Source organism: Propionivibrio sp., assembly GCF_016790145.1.
Taxonomy (GTDB): Bacteria; Pseudomonadota; Gammaproteobacteria; order Burkholderiales; family Rhodocyclaceae; genus Propionivibrio.
In genome coordinates this window covers 1-18,139 of the sequence record NZ_JAEUOI010000028.1, presented here as the reverse complement: position 1 = coordinate 18,139, position 18,139 = coordinate 1, and the positions used below count along the sequence as shown (strand labels likewise).

16 protein-coding genes and 1 pseudogene are annotated in these 18,139 nt (G+C 60.2%); 13 read left to right on the top strand and 4 right to left on the bottom strand.

Translation table 11 applies throughout. The features are described 5' to 3' along the window. Window positions 1-197: 197 nt before the first annotated feature. Genes JNM42_RS03200 through JNM42_RS03190 form a run of 3 tightly spaced genes read right to left on the bottom strand, consistent with a single transcriptional unit; the run spans window position 198 to window position 4,570 of the window. Window positions 198-416 (bottom strand): hypothetical protein, encoded by a 219-nt coding sequence (locus JNM42_RS03200; RefSeq protein ID WP_294266054.1) that lies wholly within the window; start codon window positions 414-416, stop codon window positions 198-200. A gap of 19 nt (window positions 417-435) precedes the next feature. Next, window positions 436-2,142, bottom strand: coding sequence for a sugar phosphate nucleotidyltransferase (locus JNM42_RS03195; RefSeq protein WP_294266051.1), 1,707 nt, complete (start codon window positions 2,140-2,142; stop codon window positions 436-438). A 37-nt stretch (window positions 2,143-2,179) separates the two neighbouring features. Next, window positions 2,180-4,570: a GAF domain-containing protein gene (locus JNM42_RS03190; RefSeq protein ID WP_294266123.1), complete on the bottom strand. Its 2,391-nt coding sequence runs from the start codon at window positions 4,568-4,570 to the stop codon at window positions 2,180-2,182. Window positions 4,571-5,472: 902 nt separating this feature from the next. Here JNM42_RS03190 and JNM42_RS03185 point away from each other — a divergent pair. The 11 genes from JNM42_RS03185 (at window position 5,473) to hemF (ending at window position 16,065) form a co-directional block, all read left to right on the top strand. After that, window positions 5,473-6,459, top strand: coding sequence for a metal-dependent hydrolase (locus JNM42_RS03185; protein ID WP_294266049.1), 987 nt, complete (start codon window positions 5,473-5,475; stop codon window positions 6,457-6,459). A gap of 187 nt (window positions 6,460-6,646) precedes the next feature. Further along, on the top strand, window positions 6,647-6,964 hold the full coding sequence (locus JNM42_RS03180) for a helix-turn-helix transcriptional regulator (RefSeq protein WP_294266047.1): 318 nt from the start codon (window positions 6,647-6,649) through the stop codon (window positions 6,962-6,964). An 18-nt stretch (window positions 6,965-6,982) separates the two neighbouring features. Further along, entirely contained in the window at window positions 6,983-8,290 is a 1,308-nt protein-coding gene (locus JNM42_RS03175; RefSeq protein WP_294266045.1) for a type II toxin-antitoxin system HipA family toxin, read from the top strand. A 443-nt stretch (window positions 8,291-8,733) separates the two neighbouring features. Next, entirely contained in the window at window positions 8,734-9,543 is an 810-nt protein-coding gene (gene minC / locus JNM42_RS03170; RefSeq protein ID WP_294266042.1) for a septum site-determining protein MinC, read from the top strand. Between the two features lie 119 nt (window positions 9,544-9,662). After that, entirely contained in the window at window positions 9,663-10,487 is an 825-nt protein-coding gene (gene minD, locus JNM42_RS03165; RefSeq protein WP_294266039.1) for a septum site-determining protein MinD, read from the top strand. Between the two features lie 2 nt (window positions 10,488-10,489). After that, window positions 10,490-10,756, top strand: coding sequence for a cell division topological specificity factor MinE (gene minE / locus JNM42_RS03160; protein WP_294266036.1), 267 nt, complete (start codon window positions 10,490-10,492; stop codon window positions 10,754-10,756). 117 nt (window positions 10,757-10,873) lie between these two features. Further along, the gene (dusB, locus tag JNM42_RS03155) at window positions 10,874-11,908 is read left to right on the top strand and encodes a tRNA dihydrouridine synthase DusB (protein WP_294266033.1); all 1,035 of its coding nucleotides are present in this window, start codon (window positions 10,874-10,876) and stop codon (window positions 11,906-11,908) included. Further along, complete coding sequence (locus JNM42_RS03150) at window positions 11,905-12,141, top strand: helix-turn-helix domain-containing protein (protein WP_294266032.1); 237 nt, start codon at window positions 11,905-11,907, stop codon at window positions 12,139-12,141. Before dusB ends, JNM42_RS03150 begins: the two co-directional genes overlap by 4 nt. A gap of 31 nt (window positions 12,142-12,172) precedes the next feature. Further along, window positions 12,173-13,738 carry a bifunctional phosphoribosylaminoimidazolecarboxamide formyltransferase/IMP cyclohydrolase gene (purH, locus tag JNM42_RS03145; protein WP_294266030.1) on the top strand — a complete coding sequence of 522 codons (1,566 nt, stop codon included), beginning with the start codon at window positions 12,173-12,175 and terminating at the stop codon, window positions 13,736-13,738. Window positions 13,739-13,844: 106 nt separating this feature from the next. Beyond that, entirely contained in the window at window positions 13,845-15,125 is a 1,281-nt protein-coding gene (purD, locus tag JNM42_RS03140; protein WP_294266027.1) for a phosphoribosylamine--glycine ligase, read from the top strand. 4 nt (window positions 15,126-15,129) lie between these two features. Next, complete coding sequence (gene hemF / locus JNM42_RS03135; RefSeq protein WP_294266022.1) at window positions 15,130-16,065, top strand: oxygen-dependent coproporphyrinogen oxidase; 936 nt, start codon at window positions 15,130-15,132, stop codon at window positions 16,063-16,065. A 124-nt stretch (window positions 16,066-16,189) separates the two neighbouring features. On the opposite strand, the gene JNM42_RS03130 is transcribed toward hemF, so the two are convergent. Then, window positions 16,190-17,215 (bottom strand): pre-peptidase C-terminal domain-containing protein, encoded by a 1,026-nt coding sequence (locus JNM42_RS03130; RefSeq protein WP_294266019.1) that lies wholly within the window; start codon window positions 17,213-17,215, stop codon window positions 16,190-16,192. A 369-nt stretch (window positions 17,216-17,584) separates the two neighbouring features. Here JNM42_RS03130 and JNM42_RS03125 point away from each other — a divergent pair, with 369 nt between their 5' ends. Continuing rightward, window positions 17,585-17,881, top strand: a complete 297-nt coding sequence (locus JNM42_RS03125; protein ID WP_294266017.1) for a hypothetical protein — start codon at window positions 17,585-17,587, stop codon at window positions 17,879-17,881. Between the two features lie 43 nt (window positions 17,882-17,924). Beyond that, window positions 17,925-18,139, top strand: a pseudogene (locus JNM42_RS03120) (hypothetical protein); the annotation flags it as partial.

The following is an 18,139-nucleotide window of genomic DNA, read 5'->3' as shown; positions in this document are numbered from 1 at the left end:
GAGGAGTTGCTTGAACGGCCGCAGGCTAGCGCATCGCATCGTCGCGATCGACCCTACCCCGACGTTGACGATACTCCGAACCGGTCATAGAAATCGATTGAAGCCGCCGTTCAGTTTCCGGCTACGAGGCGCCACAACCTCCTCAGATTGGCTACCTGCAACCGAGGGCAAGGATCGCAACCGCCCGCGGCCTGCCGCTATGGGATGCCACCGGTGCTGAGCACGATCCATGAACCGATCCACTCCGCCAGTCCGCTCCTGCCTTCAATGCCGACCAGCGCCTCAGCTGGTAGCAACGACCGCCGACGCCCCACACCGGGCTGGGTCGTATCGGCGACCGTCAGGCGCGCGCCACGGGAATGCCGGCGCACATGGATCACCCACACCCGGCGCACCGAATTTGATGTGGAGCTCACGCGGCCCCCTGTGAACGTCCTACGGAGACGGCCACAGGAGTGGTTCCTGCTCCAGATACACATCGGGGCTGATCGACATGCCGCGATCGATGGTGAGTCCGGCGGCGATTTGGACGTTCTTCCCAATGGTGGTGATGCCCGGCGAGCCGTCCGCGTCATCGCGTCTGCCCACGCACGCGTTTGGGCCGACGATCACATTCTTGTCGATGATGGCGCGTTCAACGTGCGCACCAGCCTCCACGTAACTATCGGTGAACACAATCGAGTCGCGTACGATGGCACCGGGGCCGATATAGACGCCCGGCGACAGGATCGAGCGCTCGACCACGGCGCCGGGTGCAATGACGACCCCATCGGTAATGAGGCAAGCCTGGGCTGATGCGCCAGCTTCGATTAGCATCGGCGGCCGCTCCTCCGAGTGCGTGCGGATCACCCAAGAGCGGTCGTTCAACTTGAACGCGGGTGGATGGCGAAGCAGATCCATATGCACGCGCCAGTACGTGTCTATGGTGCCAACATCCATCCAATACCCTTCGTGCCGATAGGCGAAGACGCGCTGACCGGAACCCACCAAACGCGGAATGATGTCTTTGCCGAAGTCGTGCGAAGAGTCCGGCGTAAGATGGTCTTCATGCAGGCAGTGTTCAAGCACTTTCCGGCTGAACACATAAATCCCCATCGAGGCGAGAGTGCTCGTCGGTCGTTGAGGCTTTTCCTGGAAAGCCAACACGCGCTGTTCGCCATCGGTGGCCAGAACGCCAAAACGCGGTGCGTCTTCGATGGATACATCAGTCGCGGCGATGGTGAGATCGGCCTGATGCTCGGCGTGGAAGGCGAGCAGCGGGCCGTAATTCATGTGATACACGTGATCGCCCGCCAGCACCAGCACCAGCGCGGGGTCGTTGTCTGTGATGAAACTCAGGTTCTGGAGCACGGCGTTAGCCGTGCCGGATTGCCAATCGGTGTGCTCGCGCTCTCTAAAGGGATGCAGCATGCGGATGCCGCCGGTAAATCCGCGATCCAAGTCCCACGGGCGGCCAACGCCGATATGGGCATTGAGGGAGTGCGGGAGATATTGGGTGAGGACCATGAGGTCGAACAGCCCAGAATTGACGCAGTTCGATAGCGCAAAGTCGATGATGCGATATTTGCCGGCAAACGGCACGGCGGGCTTGGCCCGGCGAGCGGTCAGCACCCCCAGTCGTGTGCCATCGCCGCCGGCCATGATCACGGTGCGTACCTGTTGTGAGGACAGCCAACCATTCTTGGTATAGGCGGTACGTTTGATGGGGGGCGCCTCGATGGGGCGAGTGTGCAGTCGTGTCGCCGGAAGATCGGGCTGCCGGTCGGGCTTGTTGAGGTCGGGGAGCAGCGTGAAGATCAACGGCAGGAGTTGCTCGCCAAAATCGGCCTTGGGCACAAAGCCATCAGCGCCGGCCTGATAGGCGGCCTGGCGATATTTGGGCGTGTCATAGAACGTGAGGATGATGACCAGCGGCGCGTTGGTGCGGGCCTTGATGCGTTGGGTCGATTCAAGGCCATCCATTCCGGGCATCGCCACGTCCATCAGCACCAGGTCGGGATTCAGGCGTGCCACTTGGTCCAACGCCTCCGCCCCCGACAGGGCGCTACCCACGACGGTCACACCCAGTTCATCGGCAAAGAACCGCTCGGCGGATGCGATGAAGCGCCGATTGTCATCAACGATCAAAATGCGTACGGGCATTCGTTACCTTTTCATGGATCAACGCCGGTCGCCTGAGTCAGCGCAACACGGGCGTGTTGAAGATGACTTGCACAGAGGTCCCTTGCCCAGGGGCGGACTCGATCTTCAGTTGTCCTCCCGCCAGTTCCACTCGTTCGGCCATTCCCAACAACCCCACACTGGCGGCTGTTTGAGTGGCGCGGAGACGCGCGGCAGCCGGCTCGAAGCCCTGTCCGTCATCCTGCACGCGCAGGCGCACGTCATCCGGGGAATATTGCAGGTCAATCCACACGTGCCGAGCGTTCGCATGGCGCATGATATTGGTTATGGCTTCCTGAGCGACGCGAAAACAGGTGATCTCGATTGTGGGGGCCCACCGCGGTGCATCGGTGGGTAGGGTGAGTTCCGGTTTGAGCCCGGCCGCCTGCGACAAGCGTTGAACGTACCACTCCAGCGCCGCGCTTAACCCGAGGTCGTCCAGCATTGACGGGCGCAAGTCCAGCGAGAGATTGCGCACCTGTTCCAGGGCGCGCTGGGTGATCTCGATGTTCTCATCAAGGCGCGCTGCATACGGCGTCATCGCCGATTGCCTTCGCAAGCTTTGCAAGTCAATCTTGACCGCCGTCAACACCTGTCCGACCTCGTCATGCAATTCCCGGGCGATGTGGCGGCGCTCCTCTTCCTGCACCTCCACCAAGCGGCGCGACAACGTTTGCAGCTGTACATGGTTCTGCCGGACTTCAGTGAACAGCCGCGCATTGACGATCGCCTGCGAGGCCTGATTGGCGAGACCGCGCAACAATATGGTGTCCGCGGCCTCCCAAAAACGCGCGGTGCCGACGCTGTACACGGCCAACACGCCCAAGCAACGATCGTCGTGGATCAAGCGGACGGCGGTCAAGTCGCCAACCTGGTCGCGCGGCGCGGCGGGCGGCAGAACGAAGACATCAAGGTCCCAGTTCGCAGCAGCCAGCAGGGTCAACAACTCAGTCTGACATTCGGCTGTTGTCGCGCCGGACTGATGAGACAGAGTCGTCGTTTGACAGCCCGCATGCGCCGGGTTGTCAGACAAGAACACGCTGGCGGCGGGGAAACCCAGCGCCTGCGCGGTTTCTTCGCATACCGTCTGCAGTACGGTGGCCAATTCCAGGTGCGCGTTGAGCCGTGACGCGACCCGCGCCAGCGTCGAAACCCGCTCCGCCTCACGCTGGACTTCGTCTTCGGCGCGCCTTTGGCGCACGATCCGCCACAGATGCTCGGCCGTCAGCAGCAACTGCCGCACGTCGGCCTCATCATAATCCGATCGCTTGTTGCCGACGCCCAGAATGAGTCTGACCGCATCCTCTTCCACCACGGGCACGCTCACATGGCGGATGAGGTGGGTATGACCGATCGGATAGCCCTTCTTGTCAGCGTAGTTCTGATAATCGTTGTGGACCACCGGACGCTTCTGGCGCGCGCAATCGGCCCACACCCCGGCCTGCGACAGCGGATAATGCTCATCGTGCGCCGCAGTACATTGACGCAGTGTCTGCTGTGACCAGGTATACAGCTCGATGGTGTTCTGATCGGCATTGACGAAATGCAAATAGCCGATTTCGCTCGAGGTCAGACTTTCGACTTCCTCCAAAGCCAATTGGATGATGTCGCGCTCTCGCAAGGTGAAGGCACGCTGGCTCAAGTCCAGTAGTGAGTTCAGGCTCTCCTCGCGCAAGAGCAGTTCTTCCTCGACACGCCAGCGCCTGATGTAACCGGACAAGCGCTGCGTGACCGCTTCAAGAAGGAGATGCTCCTCCGGTAAGAACGGATCGGCTTCATAGCCCGGTGCTTGCTCCACATAGACCACGCTGAGCTGTCCTTGCGTGGCTTCGCTCGCGGCCAGATCACAGACCATTTGCCACGGCGTCTCTTGATAATTGGCCGTTGCGTAGCGGGCGTCCGGAAGCGTCAACTGGGCGGCGGCGAGCGCTGGATAGCGCCAGGCCGGCGGCAATAAGTCTACCGCACGCTGCATGATATCGTCGAACCCCAGATCGCGCCGGGCAATCAGCGTGGACAAGTCCAACAGACAACGCAGCTCCTTGAGCCGCTCGGTCAGCTCGTCGGTACGCTGCCGCAAGACACGGTCTGCGGCCAGCTTGGCGGTAATGTCGCGCAAAAAGGAAACGATGCGGTCCCGTGTGGCGTCGAAATGCGCGCTCACTTCGACATCCACGAAGGACCCGTTACGCGTTCGATGGCGGGATTCAAACCGCGCGCTGCCGTTGGCTCTGATCGCCCGCAAATGTTGGGCGATCTCGGCGGGCGTTTGATTGACTTCTAAGTCCTCAATCCTCATGGTGAGGAGTTCGGCGCGGGTGTAGCCGCTCAATTCACAATAGGCGTCATTTACATCCACCAATTGTCCCTGATGATCCACCAGCCAAAATCCATCCAGCGAAGCGCTGATGAGTATCCGTTAATCGCCATCGTTTTCCACAATCTCCTCCTGACGATACTGACGGATAGTAAAGGATAGGAAATTCAACGCGACATGCGTAAGTATCTTCAGTATCTTCATCTTGGCCGCCGCAGTCAATCGCCGATTTCGCCCAGGAAAGTATCGGAATCCTCCGGAGAAGCTGCCGTATTGCATCGGTTGCGCCGCCTGTAGCCCAGAGAGGAACTGCTAGCGACGAGTTTCCGGGCTACAGGCTCGAGTCACCCCACGACGAGCGGCGGCTTGTCTTGATTTCGTGCCTGTCCGCACCTACCAGGCGATGCGTTGATCGAACTCGAACTCCGGTGCGGGCTGCCGGTGGAGGCCGGGATCTACCTCGGCGACGGCTATCTCTCGGAGTGGCTGGACGCGTGGGTGTGTAATCCTCGCATTCTCTTGCAGACCTGCAATCTGAAAAAATCAAATTGCATAGTTGTCGCGAATTGAGCGGCGGCTTTGATCGATTTCCATGACCGGATCGGAGCACTATGTACGACGGCGTCGGGTCGATTTTTGAAGTAGCCTGAAGTACCACCGGTCGTTCGAGCCGACTTCCAGACCTACGACCGCTGACCTGCCCATTGCTGCCGTTGGTGGCACAGAGTCCCAATGACCGGATTGGCCCATCAGCTGTGGGATGGTTGGGCCAGGTGAGCGGCAGGTTTTGGATCATCAACCTGCCTTAGCCCATGAGAATGAACCGTCGATCTGACCGATTTATACGATCATGCTTGTTGTTCCAGCCAGTTAAAGCCGAAAACTCCGAGTGGAGTTGGCGAGTGGCTTATGCAGGATCGGGTCTGCGCATTTCCGAGCCGCACGCGGCCGGAACAAACACTCAGGATCGCCCGACCAGACTGTAAAATGCCGCGATGGACCTGATAACCCACGGCGTGCTCGGCGCCACCCTGGCTGCCACCCTGGCGCCGTCTCACCAGCGCCGGCTCGCGGCGGCTGTCGGCATGGTTGGCGGCATGCTGCCGGATGCGGATACGCTGATCCAGAGCCCGGATGATGTGCTGCTGGTGCTGGACTATCATCGCCACTTCACCCACGCACTGGCGTTTGCGCCCGTCGGCGCCCTGATTGGCGCATTGCTGCTATGGCCATTGCTGCGGAAATACCTGAGCTTCCCTAAAATCTATCTCTACAGCCTGGCCGGTTACGCTGTTGCCGGCCTGCTCGATGCCTGCACCAGCTACGGCACGCATCTCTGGCTGCCATTCTCCGAACGCAAGGAAGCATGGAACCTGATTGCCGTCATCGATCCCCTATTCACCCTGCTGCTTTTGGTGCCGCTGGTTCTGGCACTGCGGCGGCCGCAGCGTCGATTGGCACCCATCGGTCTGACCCTGGCGGCGGCCTATCTGGGACTCGGCCTGTGGCAACACCAGCGCGCGGAAACCGCCCTGCGTGAGGTCGTCGCTGCGCGCGGCCACCCGGCTCCCCATGTGGTGATCAAGCCAACCATGGCCAAACAAGTGCTCTGGCGTACGCTTTACGTACATGAGGGGCGCTTGCAGACCGATGCCTTCCATCTGGGCTGGACGGTGCGCCACTACCCCGGCGAGTCGGCACCGCTGATGGATCAGGCGACCGTAACGCGCCTGGTTGGCGATCATCCCCGGCGACGCGAAGACCTGGAACGCTTCCGACGCTTTTCCGACGGATTTCTGATTGCCGATAGCACCCGGCCGGGCTTTGTGGGAGATGGTCGCTACGCGTTGCTGCCGACGCGGATCGCGCCGATCTGGGGACTCGAATGGACCACCGCTGACGGTGCGCCGGCCTTCGTCACCCGCCGCGAAGTAACACCCGAGATCCGTCAGGCCTTCATTGCCATGCTGCTGGGACGGTAAGCGGCACATATCGTAAAATATTACGACTAAGAACTGATAAAATCACTATCTCGCTATTTATTGCGACTTGACTATAGAGAATTATTACTCTATATATCGCAATAACTGACGATATATGGCAACTTAGCCGATATAGTCGTAATATATTACGACTATGAAAATAACCGGTTTACTCACTGATGATGCCGTGCTGGCCGAATTGGGCGCACGGATTGCCGGTCGTCGGATTGAATTGCAGCTCACCCAGGCGGCTGTGGCCGAACAGGCGGGTATCGCCAAGCGTACCCTGGAGCGCATGGAGGCCGGGCAGACGTCACAGTTGGGCACTCTGGTTCGTGTGCTGCGGGTGCTGGACGCCGCATCCGGGTTGGACAGCCTGATTCCGGAGTCCGGGCCCAGACCGATGGATTTGTTGAAGCGCAAGGGCAAGATTCTGCAACGGGCGTCGGGCCAGCGGGCCGCAAAGGCGAGCGGCAAATCGTGGAGCTGGGATGAGAAGCCCTGAGCACGCTTGCGAGAGACCATGAGCACGCTGGCCGAAGTCAGGCTGTGGGGCAAAACCATCGGCGCGGTCTCGCTGCAGGATGGGGAGGATGCCGCCAGCTTTGAATACGATGCGGGATTCGCGCAAAGCGGCATTCAGGTGGCGCCGATCGTGATGCCGCTATCCCGACGCGTGTACCGTTTCCCCGAGCTTGCTCGCCCGACTTTTCATGGGTTGCCCGGCCTGCTGGCCGACTCGTTGCCCGACAAATTCGGCAACGCGCTGATTGATGCCTGGCTGGCATCGCAGGGGCGGCAAGCGAATTCCTTCAACGCGGTTGAGCGGCTTTGCTATACCGGCGAACGCGGCATGGGTGCGCTGGCATTTGCCCCCGCCATCGGCCCCAGGGCAAGGCAGACAACACACATTGAGGTCGGCAAGCTGGTTGAGCTTGCATCGGAGGTGTTGGCCCACCGGAATAACCTGCAGGCGACATTTGCAGCCGAAGGAAGAGAGGATGCGCTGAGGGATATTCTGCGCGTGGGCACATCCGCCGGGGGCGCGCGGGCGAAGGCGATCATCGCATGGAACCCGAAAACCAATGAAGTGCGGTCCGGCCAGGTCAAGGCCGGCAAGGGATTTGAATACTGGCTGATGAAATTTGACGGCGTCAGCGGCAACAAGGACAAGGAACTGGAAGACCCGAAGGGCTACGGGGTGATCGAGTATGCGTATTACCTGATGGCGCTCGATTGTGGCATTGATATCAGTGAATGCCGGCTGTTCAAAGAGAATGGCCGCTCGCATTTCATGACGCGCCGCTTTGATCGTATTGCTACCGGCGAAAAACTTCACATGCAGTCGCTCTGCGCCCTGGCGCACTACGACTTCAATAGGGCAGGCGCGTACAGCTACGAGCAGGCCTTGCTGGTGATGCGACAACTGCAGTTGCCCATGCAGGCCATCGAGCAACTGTTTCGGCGCATGGTGTTCAACATCGTGGCCCGCAATCAGGATGACCACGTGAAGAATATTGCCTTCCTGATGAATAAATCCGGTGAGTGGTCGCTGTCGCCGGCCTTTGATATGACCTACAGCTTCAATCCTGCGGGGGCGTGGACGGCAAGCCATCAAATGACGATGAATGGAAAACGCGACAATTTCACGCAGGAGGACTTCAATGCCTGCGCCAGGACGTCGTCGATGAAGCGGGGGCGCGCTGCGAAAATCGTTGCCGAGGTGCAGGCGACGGTATCGAAATGGGGATCGTTTGCAGAAACGGCCGGCGTGCCTGATGTCGTGCGCGAAAAAATTCAGCGCACCTTGAATCTGAAACCCTATTCATGAAACCGGGCGAGCACAAGACCGTCCAGACGCGAATCCTCGGCTATGCCGAGGCCGTCGGCTGGACGCTTGTGTCCCGCGAAGAAAGCACTTTGTTCGACTGGCCCATACGCAACGCAAAGCCGAAGCTCACTTTTACAGCAGTACGAATCGCTGATCGTCCAGACCTGGCCGAAACCATTCATCAAAGACCATCTCCGAGAGCAACGGCGTTCTTGAGATCACATGCTACGAATGCCTTATGGATACTGCCTCTGAGAATTGTGCCTACGCAGATCTCCATTTGTAGCGTATTACAGGCCGCCGCGCAGTTCAGAACCCATCAAGTCTCTAGATTCAGCCCTGACCAGCGAACCATCACGTCCTATCGCCAAGTTTCATTTTTCCCCCGGTCTAAGCTAGACTTCGTCCCCTTAGAATTATCTAAGCGCTTCAGCGACAAACCCATGGCACGTGCAAACAAGAAACTCCAGTTGATCGAATTCAAGGGAACGACGCTCCCGGTGGTCAGCGTCACGCTGCACTCATTGCAGTCCGGGCCATTGGCCAGGGCGGCAACGGAGTTGTTCGGTGACGAGACGTTCTTTGATGGCGACGCCGCCGTGCTTGAGCTAGACAAGATCGCGGGCGCCGAGTCAACCAGGCCCGTCGATTGGGCCGCCTTGGGCACCCTATTCAACAAGCATGGGCTGAACGTGATCGGCGTTCGCGGGGGGAGCGACGAACTGCGCGCCAGTGCTGCCGCCGTCGGACTGCCCAGTTTTGCCGCCTTCAAGCGGGTGTCACGCGCCGCAGACGAAAGCACTGCTTCGGCAGCACCCGTTCAAGCCGGACCGGTGCAGGAGGTCGCGCCCGCTTCAGTACAGGAGACTCCACCGCCGCCCGCCCAGCCCGCATTCACCCCGACGCTGGTCATCGACCGACCGCTGCGTTCGGGGCAACAGGCGTACGCGCGTGGCGGCGATCTGGTGGTACTCGCCGCCGTCAATGCCGGTGCCGAAGTCATTGCCGACGGCAGCATCCACATCTACGCGCCCTTGCGTGGGCGGGCGCTGGCGGGTGCCAGCGGTTCGACCGGGGCGCGCATATTTACCACGCGCTTTGAAGCCGAACTGGTTTCAATCGCCGGGGTCTATCGTACCTTCGATGCCGGCATTCCCGATCAACTGGCCGGGCGACCGGTTCAGGTTCAGCTCTCGCCAACGGCGGACGAGGCGTCCAGCCATCTGATCATCGAATCACTGGCTACCAATTGAACGTTCCGCAGCCTTGCGCGGTGTGGAATGCGCGGAACCGGAGTTTTAGTCGCTCCGACCATTCGGAAAATTATTTGATCTACGGGTAAAATCCTGTCCTTTTTGACGGAGAAACTTCCTTGACACGTATCGTCGTTGTAACTTCCGGCAAGGGTGGCGTCGGCAAGACCACCACCAGTGCCAGTTTTTCTTCCGGCCTCGCGCTGCGCGGCTTCAAGACGGCCGTCATCGACTTCGACGTCGGCCTGCGCAATCTGGATCTGATCATGGGCTGCGAACGGCGGGTCGTCTATGACCTTGTCAATGTCCTGAACGGGGAAGCGACGCTAACCCAGGCGCTGATCAAGGACAAGCACTGCGCCAACGACAATCTCTTTGTGCTGCCGGCATCGCAAACGCGCGACAAGGATGCGCTGACCGAAGAAGGCGTCGAGAAGGTGCTCAAGGAACTCGAGCACATGGGCTTCGACTACATCATCTGCGATTCGCCGGCCGGCATCGAGCGCGGCGCGGTGATGGCGCTGACCTTTGCCGACGAAGCGCTGATCGTCACCAATCCGGAAGTCTCGTCGGTGCGCGACTCCGACCGCATCCTCGGCATTATCCAGGCCAAATCGCGGCGGGCCATCGCCGGCGGCGAGCCGGTCAAGGAGCACCTGCTGATTACCCGCTACTCGCCGAAACGCGTCGAGGAAGGCGAAATGCTTTCGTACAAGGATATCCACGAAATCCTGCGCGTGCCGATCATCGGCGTCGTTCCCGAGTCGGAATCCGTATTGCAATCCTCCAACCAGGGGTCGCCGGCGATTCACCTGGCCGGCAGCGATGTCTCCGAGGCCTATCTCGATGTGGTCGACCGTTTCCTTGGCGACAAAAACAAGCCCCTGCGCTTTGTCGATTACGAGAAACCCGGCCTGTTCAAGCGGCTATTCGGGGGGAAATAAGGATGTCCCTGTTCTCTCTCATCTTCGGCAACAAGCCGAAAACAGCCACCATTGCCAAAGAACGCCTGCAACTCATCATTGCACATGAGCGTAGCGGCCAGAACAGCAAACCCGACTTTCTGCCGGCACTGCAAAGGGAACTGGTCGCCGTGATTTCGAAGTACGTCTCGGTCAATCCGGACGACATCAAGGTGTCCTTGGAAAAACAGGGCAATTTCGAAGTTCTGGAAGTCAACATCGTATTGCCGGAGCCAGGCATTACGCGTTAAGGAAGCGCAGGTCGACTCGACATCGAAGGTCATGTCAAACCAGAATTGACTATTTCTTAGGCAACAATCAAGGTAGAATTCTCCCCTTCCCCTGCCTCACCTGAGCACTCCACCGCCATGGAATTCGTCGGCTTTACACTTAAAAACAATCTGTTTGTCGCACCGATGGCGGGTGTGACCGACCGGCCTTTTCGCCAGTTGTGCAAGAAGATGGGCGCCGGTCTGGCCGTCTCCGAGATGGTCACCTCCAACTCCCTGCTTTACGGCAGCGCCAAGACTCAGCGGCGCGCCAACCACGATGGCGAGGTCGAGCCGGTCTCGGTGCAGATTGCTGGCTCGATCCCGGCGATGATGGCCGACGCCGCACGCCACAACGTTGAGCGCGGTGCGCAGATCATCGACATCAACATGGGGTGTCCGGCCAAGAAAATCTGCAACGTGATGGCCGGTTCCGCGCTGCTCAGGGACGAGCCTCTGGTCGGCCGGATTCTCGAAGCCGTGGTCAATGCCGTGCCGGGAACGCCGGTCACACTGAAAATCCGCACCGGCTGGGACAAGACCAACCGCAACGCGCTCACTATCCTGAAAATCGCCGAGCAATCCGGCATCCGCGCCCTGGCGATGCATGGCCGCACGCGCGCCTGCGGTTACACCGGGCAGGCCGAGTACGAGACAATCGCTACGGTCAAGTCCGAAGCACGCATCCCGATCATCGCCAACGGCGACATCACCTCACCGGAAAAAGCCAGGCACGTGCTTGAACTTACGGGTGCCGATGCGCTGATGATCGGCCGTGCCGCCCAGGGTCGCCCCTGGCTCTTTCGCGAAATCGAGCATTTCCTGAAAACCGGTACGCACCTGATGCCGCCGCGCGTCAACGAAATCCACGACATCCTGCTCGCACACCTTGAAGATCTCTACGAGTTCTATGGTATTGAAACCGGCGTGCGCGTCGCACGCAAGCACATCTCCTGGTACACCAGGGGTCTGGCGGGATCGGCTGTCTTCCGGCACGGGATGAACCAGTTGCCGGACAGCAAACGGCAACAGCAGGCGGTCAATGACTTTTTCTTCGGTCTCGCCGAACAGAATGAACATCTGTACTACATTGAAACGCAAAACAATGATGACAGTGAGGGGCTCGCCGCATGAAACAAAACAATGATATTTCGGCCTGTATCTCTGGAGCACTGGAAACCTACTTCAAGGATCTGGATGGCGAAATGCCTGCGCCGATCTATGACATGGTACTGAAGAGTGTCGAGTGCCCGATGTTTGAAGTCGTTCTCAAGCAAGCGGGCGGCAACCAGACACTGGCCGCCGCAATGCTTGGCATCAACCGCAACACCCTGCGCAAGAAACTCGTCGACTACAAGCTGGTTTGAACAATCCTTGAACCTTATAAATGACCAAACCATGAAAATCCGTCAAGCCCTGATCAGCCTTTCAGACAAACGCGGTGCGCTCGAATTCGCCCGGGGCCTTGCTGCCCAGGGCATCGTTCTGTTATCCACCGGCGGCACCGCCAAACTGTTGCGTGATGCCGGCCTCGCCGTCACCGAGATCGGCGATTACACCGGTTTTCCGGAAATGCTCGACGGCCGCGTCAAGACGCTGCATCCGAAAGTGCATGGCGGCATTCTGGCCCGCCGTGACCTGCCCGAGCATCTGGCGACCATTGCGCAGCACGGCATCCCGGCCATCGATCTGGTGTGCGTGAATCTCTACCCCTTCCGCGAAACCATTGCCAAACCCGACGTCACGCTTGAAGAGGCGATCGAGAACATCGACATCGGTGGCCCGGCGATGGTGCGCTCGGCGGCCAAGAACTACACCGGCGTAGCCGTCGTTACCGACCCGGAAGACTACCCAGCGCTGCTCGCCGAAATGCTGGCCAACGCGGGTGCACTGACGCTGGCCACGCGCTTCGATCTGGCCAGGAAGGCATTTACGCACACGGCGCGTTACGACGCAGCGATTGCCAACTGGCTGACTTCGCTTGACGAGAACAACAAGCCACAGCAGTTTCCAACCCGATTGCAACTGGCCTTTGACTGTGTCGAAACGCTACGCTATGGCGAGAACCCGCACCAGCAGGCCGCCTTCTACCGTGACCCGATTCCGGCAGCGGGCTCGATCGCCGGCTACAGACAAGTGCAGGGCAAGGAACTTTCGTACAACAACATTGCCGACGCCGATGCCGCCTGGGAATGCGTCAAGACCTTCAAGGCGCCGACCTGTGTCATCATCAAGCACGCCAATCCCTGCGGCGTCGCCGTCGATATCAGTCTGCTGGCGGCCTATGAAAAATCCTTCATGACGGATTCAACATCGGCGTTCGGCGGCATCATCGCCTTCAACGGCACCGTTGACGCCGATATCGTCATGGCCATGAACGAGCGCAAGCACTTCGTCGAAGTATTGATCGCACCGGCCTACACGCCGGCCGCGAAAGCAATGCTCGCCAACAAGCAGAACCTGCGCGTACTCGAACTCCCTCTCGCCAATGTCTACAACGACTTCGAAATCAAGCGCGTCGGCGGCGGCCTGCTGGTGCAGACTCCGGACAAGTTCAACGTCCAGGCCTCCGACCTCAAGGTGGTGACCAAAGTCGCACCGAGCGCCGAGCAAATCGAGGACCTGCTCTTTTCGTACCGTGTAGCCAAGTTCGTCAAATCCAATGCCATCGTCTTCTGCGGCGGCGGCATGACGCTTGGCGTCGGTGCCGGGCAGATGAGCCGCGTCGATTCAACGCGCATCGCCGTGATCAAGGCACAGAACGCCGGCCTTTCGCTGGCCGGTTCCTGCGTCGCCTCGGACGCCTTCTTCCCCTTCCGCGACGGTCTCGATGTGATCGCCGAAGCCGGCGCCAGGTCGGTCATTCAACCCGGCGGTTCGATGCGCGACGAAGAGGTCATCGCGGCCGCGAACGAACACGGCATTGCGATGGTGTTCACCGGCGCCCGCCATTTCAGGCATTAGTTGATTGCACTGTGGGGAGCCAAGAGCAAGACGCAAGGGGTAAAATCCCTCCCCAACTCCTCACTCCTGACTCCTCACTCCTCACTCTTACCCACTCATTGACACCATGAAATTACTCGTCATTGGCTCCGGCGGACGCGAACATGCGCTGGCCTGGCATTTGGCCAAAACATCCGGCCTGCAGAAAATCTACGTTGCGCCCGGCAACGCCGGAACGGCGCGTGAAGCCGAGTTGGAAAACATCAACATCACCGACCCGCAGGCGCTCGCCGATTTCGCCGAGAAGGAAGATATTTACCTGACGCTCGTTGGCCCGGAAGCGCCGCTCGCCGCCGGTGTCGTCAATATCTTCCGGGCGCGCGGACTGAAGATTTTTGGCCCGACCAGGGAAGCGGCACAGCTCGAAAGCTCGAAGGATTTTGCCAAGCGCTTCATGGCGCGGCACAAGATACCGACGGCGGTTTTTGCCACGTTCACCGATCGTGCGGCTGCGCACACCTACGTCGACCAGCAGGGCGCGCCAATCGTCGTCAAGGCCGATGGGCTGGCGGCCGGCAAGGGCGTCGTCGTCGCCATGACGCTGCCGGAAGCTCACCGCGCCATCGACGCCATGCTTCCAAGCAGCACGCCGGCAACAGCGGGCAACAAGACCAACGCACGCATCGTCATCGAGGAGTTTCTGGTCGGCGAGGAAGCCAGCTTCATCGTCATGGTCGACGGCAAGAACGTTCTGCCGCTCGCGTCAAGCCAGGATCACAAGCGGATCGGCGACGGCGACACCGGCCCCAATACCGGCGGCATGGGCGCCTATTCACCGGCCCTGGTCGTCACTCCGGCGGTCCACGCCAGGGCGATGCGCGAAATCATCCTGCCGACCGTGCGCGGCATGTTTGCCGATGGCATACCCTATACCGGCTTCCTTTACGCCGGCCTGATGATCGGCAAGGGCGGCTCGGTGAAGACGGTTGAATTCAATTGCCGCATGGGTGACCCGGAAACGCAGCCGATCATGATGCGCCTGAAGTCCGACCTGCTGACACTGCTCGAACATGCCGTAGCCGGCAAGCTCGACCAGATCGATGCCGAATGGGACCGCAGGGTGGCGCTGGGCATCGTCCTGGCCGCCGCCAACTACCCCGACACTCCACGACAGGGCGATGTCATCAGCGGCCTGCCGGACGAGAGTGAGGACATGCACGTATTCCATGCCGGAACAGCCGAACGCAACGGCAAGATCGTTACCTCGGGCGGCCGCGTGCTGTGCGTCACCGCCCTCGGAGACAACGTCAGGCAGGCACAGAAGCACGCATACAATGCCCTGGCTGGGATTCACTTCGACGGCATGCAGTATCGTCGTGACATCGGGCATCGCGCGATCACACGCTAGCGTGATGCTCGATCCCATCACCCTCAAGGCCTACTTTACCGGCTTGCAGGCACGCATCGTGGCTGCGGCCGAAGCGCTGGAAGGCGATAACGGCACTCGTTTTCGCAGCGATCCCTGGCAGAAGGAAGCCGGACAGCCGCTCGGCGGCAGCGGGCTGACCTGCATCATCGAGGGAGGTCGCGTTTTCGAACGCGGCGGTGTGGCTTTCTCGCATGTCAGCGGAGCGGCCCTGCCAGCTTCGGCCACCGCCAAACGCCCCGAACTGGCAGGTCGCGCCTTCGAAGCGATGGGAGTTTCGCTGGTGCTGCATCCGCAGAACCCGTACTGCCCGACCGCGCACATGAACGTGCGCACGCTGATCGCCGGCAAGGCCGGCGAGGCGCCGCTCGTCTGGTTTGGCGGCGGCATGGATCTGACGCCCTACTACCCCTTCGCCGAAGACATCCGCCACTTCCATGCCACCTGCAAGCAGGCGCTCACGCCTTTCGGCGAGGATGTTCATGCCCGCTACAAGAAATGGTGCGACGAGTACTTCTTCCTCAAGCATCGTAACGAGCCGCGCGGCGTCGGCGGCGTCTTTTTCGACGACCTCAATGAAGGTGGCGAGGGCTGGGAAGATCCGCTGGAGCGCTGCTTCGCGCTGACCCGAGCGGTTGGCGACGCCTTCGGCACAGCCTATCTGCCGATCCTCGAAAAGCGCCAGGACACCCCGTACGGCGAACGCGAACGCGATTTTCAGGCGTACCGGCGCGGACGTTACGTCGAGTTCAATCTGGTCTGGGATCGCGGCACGCTGTTCGGCCTGCAATCCGGCGGGCGTACCGAATCGATCCTCATGTCGCTGCCACCCGTAGTCAAATGGCGTTACGACTGGGCACCCGAACCGGGCACACCGGAAGCGCTGATCTACGAGATGCTGCCGCCACGCGACTGGGTCTGATTGCGCAAGGCCGCCGGCAATAGATGCAGGACGTACCCTTCGATCGGCCATGCGCCGAGGTCAATATTCAAGCCGCACCCAGGCCAGGCGAAGTGTAGATCGCCATTGGTCGGGTGCTGCCGGGTCAATTCCGCCGGACGCGAATCGTATAGTCGCCTTTGCCGCCAGCGCGGTTGTAGTGCCGTACCTGAGCGTAATAAAGACCCGGTATGAGGCTGGCTGCAATGCGTGCGTTGCTGCCTTCGCCGCTGTCGTCGTCTTCGGCAATCACGTCGGTCTGGCTGTTCGGGCCAAACAGCCGCATCACCACGTCGGTCGGCCCCTTGGTATCGATCACATGGTTGCCGCCGGTACTGACCACGAACTTGTACAGATCCTCTTCCCCCGGCTTGCCGATCGACGCAGCAGTCCGCCGCGTCGCGTTGACCTTGAGTTCCACCGCATCGACAACGGTCGGTGCAGACTTGGGGTAAGCCTGCGCGCTGGCGACGTAAGCCTTGTCCATGGCCGAAAGAACCTCGTTGGCGTGAGTACCGACGCCGCTTTTGACCCAGTCGCCCGGAAAGAAGTACAGCATGATCGATTCCGGGTCGAATGCCGTGCCCTGGATCTGGTTGACGCGGTACTTGTTGAGAACATTGTGCCGGATGGTCGCTTCGTTCCAGTTGTTGGGCGGACCCGAAAGGCTCTTGATCACCGCCGGTTCGTTCCACTCGATGCCACCCGCCGGATTCTGATGTTCATGGGCAAGGCCGATGGCGTGCCCGAACTCGTGGCCGGCAGTGCCTCCATCCATGAAGCCCAGGTTCATGGTCGGCTGATTCAAGGGAATGTTGCGGTTGTCGGTACCAATGTACGACCAGGCGCCGTCGTCCGGGTCGAAAGCGATGCGGATCTCTGCATCCGGTGCGTCGTTAAAGTCGAAGTTCAGGTTCGCAAAAGCCGTCCACCACAAGGCCTGCTCCCTGGCTTTGGCCCGCTGTGCGGCGGTGCCCCCGATGAAGCGGACGCGCAGGGTACTGCCATTCATCCAGAGCTTGCCGATGGGCATAATTGCACGGGTGGCGCCGCCGCGACGCACAGTGGATTGAAAGCGCATCTGGTCACTGGGCAGCAGACGGTCGGTACAAAAGCGGACTGGTTTTGCCATGATGGTCTCCAAGCAGATGAAGTGGGACGTTTGGTCCGCGCGGACCACGTGCGACGCAGGCTACGCCGCACGATCCATCAGCGTCCATTGATGGATTGAACAAGGGTGGTCAACAGCCTGCGCCAAAGTTTGGCCGTGCTTGGCCCATCGGTCAAGCGCATCGTGAAACATCGAGAAACGGCGGCCTGTTGTGGTCAGGTTCACGTGTCCTGGATTGGCTATTCCAGATTTACCCCCTTGACATTGTTCTTGCGGCGCTAGCCGAGCCGGCACGCTTCGTGCGCTTGTGGGTCAAGGCGCGGCAACGACTCGCTGAGCGCCAGCGGGGGGGGGAATACCTATCTCTACAGCGCGGGTGATGGCAGCGACATGATCACCGACAGCAGCAAGACCAACGGTTTTACGGCGGCGAGTACCCTGCACTTCGGCCAGGGCTTCACGCCCGGTGGGCAGCTAAATGGGGCTACCACGGTTTTTCTATTCAATATCAACGAACTTAAAGAAAACCACGGTCTGTCTCGGACTGTGTATCCGGCATTCAATTCAAGACTCGACTTCAGTCAGGCTGCCCGGAACGTTTTCCGCTGTATCCGTGTCGTAGCAACGCACCCGCTACGGGTCCTGCGACTGAACTTGGCGCAACGATCCGGCGGAGAAGCTCAATGACGTATTGTTTTCTCTTTCGATCAACCAGGCTTAATTTGCGCCCATGACTCGCCCTGCAAGATATTTTGTTTCGTGTTGCGTGCTCCTGCTGGCCACGGCACTCGTTCCTAGGGCCTACGCAGCGCGCGACGACAGCCGACTGTGGCAGGCCGTGGCACGGGGCGGGCATGTGCTGCTGATGCGTCACGCACGGGCACCGGGGGGTGGTGACCCCGCTGGTTTTCGGCTTGAGGAGTGTGCGACCCAGCGCAACCTCAA

Bases quoted from the DNA above. Each gene is read 5' to 3' on its own strand.
- JNM42_RS03195 (WP_294266051.1), bottom strand. From the start codon at position 2,142: ATGCCCGTACGCATTTTGATCGTTGATGACAATCGGCGCTTCATCGCA.
- JNM42_RS03185 (WP_294266049.1), top strand. From the start codon at position 5,473: ATGGACCTGATAACCCACGGCGTGCTCGGCGCCACCCTGGCTGCCACC.
- JNM42_RS03175 (WP_294266045.1), top strand. From the start codon at position 6,983: ATGAGCACGCTGGCCGAAGTCAGGCTGTGGGGCAAAACCATCGGCGCG.
- minC (WP_294266042.1), top strand. From the start codon at position 8,734: ATGGCACGTGCAAACAAGAAACTCCAGTTGATCGAATTCAAGGGAACG.
- minE (WP_294266036.1), top strand. From the start codon at position 10,490: ATGTCCCTGTTCTCTCTCATCTTCGGCAACAAGCCGAAAACAGCCACC.
- dusB (WP_294266033.1), top strand. From the start codon at position 10,874: ATGGAATTCGTCGGCTTTACACTTAAAAACAATCTGTTTGTCGCACCG.
- JNM42_RS03150 (WP_294266032.1), top strand. From the start codon at position 11,905: ATGAAACAAAACAATGATATTTCGGCCTGTATCTCTGGAGCACTGGAA.
- purH (WP_294266030.1), top strand. From the start codon at position 12,173: ATGAAAATCCGTCAAGCCCTGATCAGCCTTTCAGACAAACGCGGTGCG.
- purD (WP_294266027.1), top strand. From the start codon at position 13,845: ATGAAATTACTCGTCATTGGCTCCGGCGGACGCGAACATGCGCTGGCC.
- hemF (WP_294266022.1), top strand. From the start codon at position 15,130: ATGCTCGATCCCATCACCCTCAAGGCCTACTTTACCGGCTTGCAGGCA.
- JNM42_RS03130 (WP_294266019.1), bottom strand. From the start codon at position 17,215: ATGGCAAAACCAGTCCGCTTTTGTACCGACCGTCTGCTGCCCAGTGAC.
- JNM42_RS03125 (WP_294266017.1), top strand. From the start codon at position 17,585: ATGATCACCGACAGCAGCAAGACCAACGGTTTTACGGCGGCGAGTACC.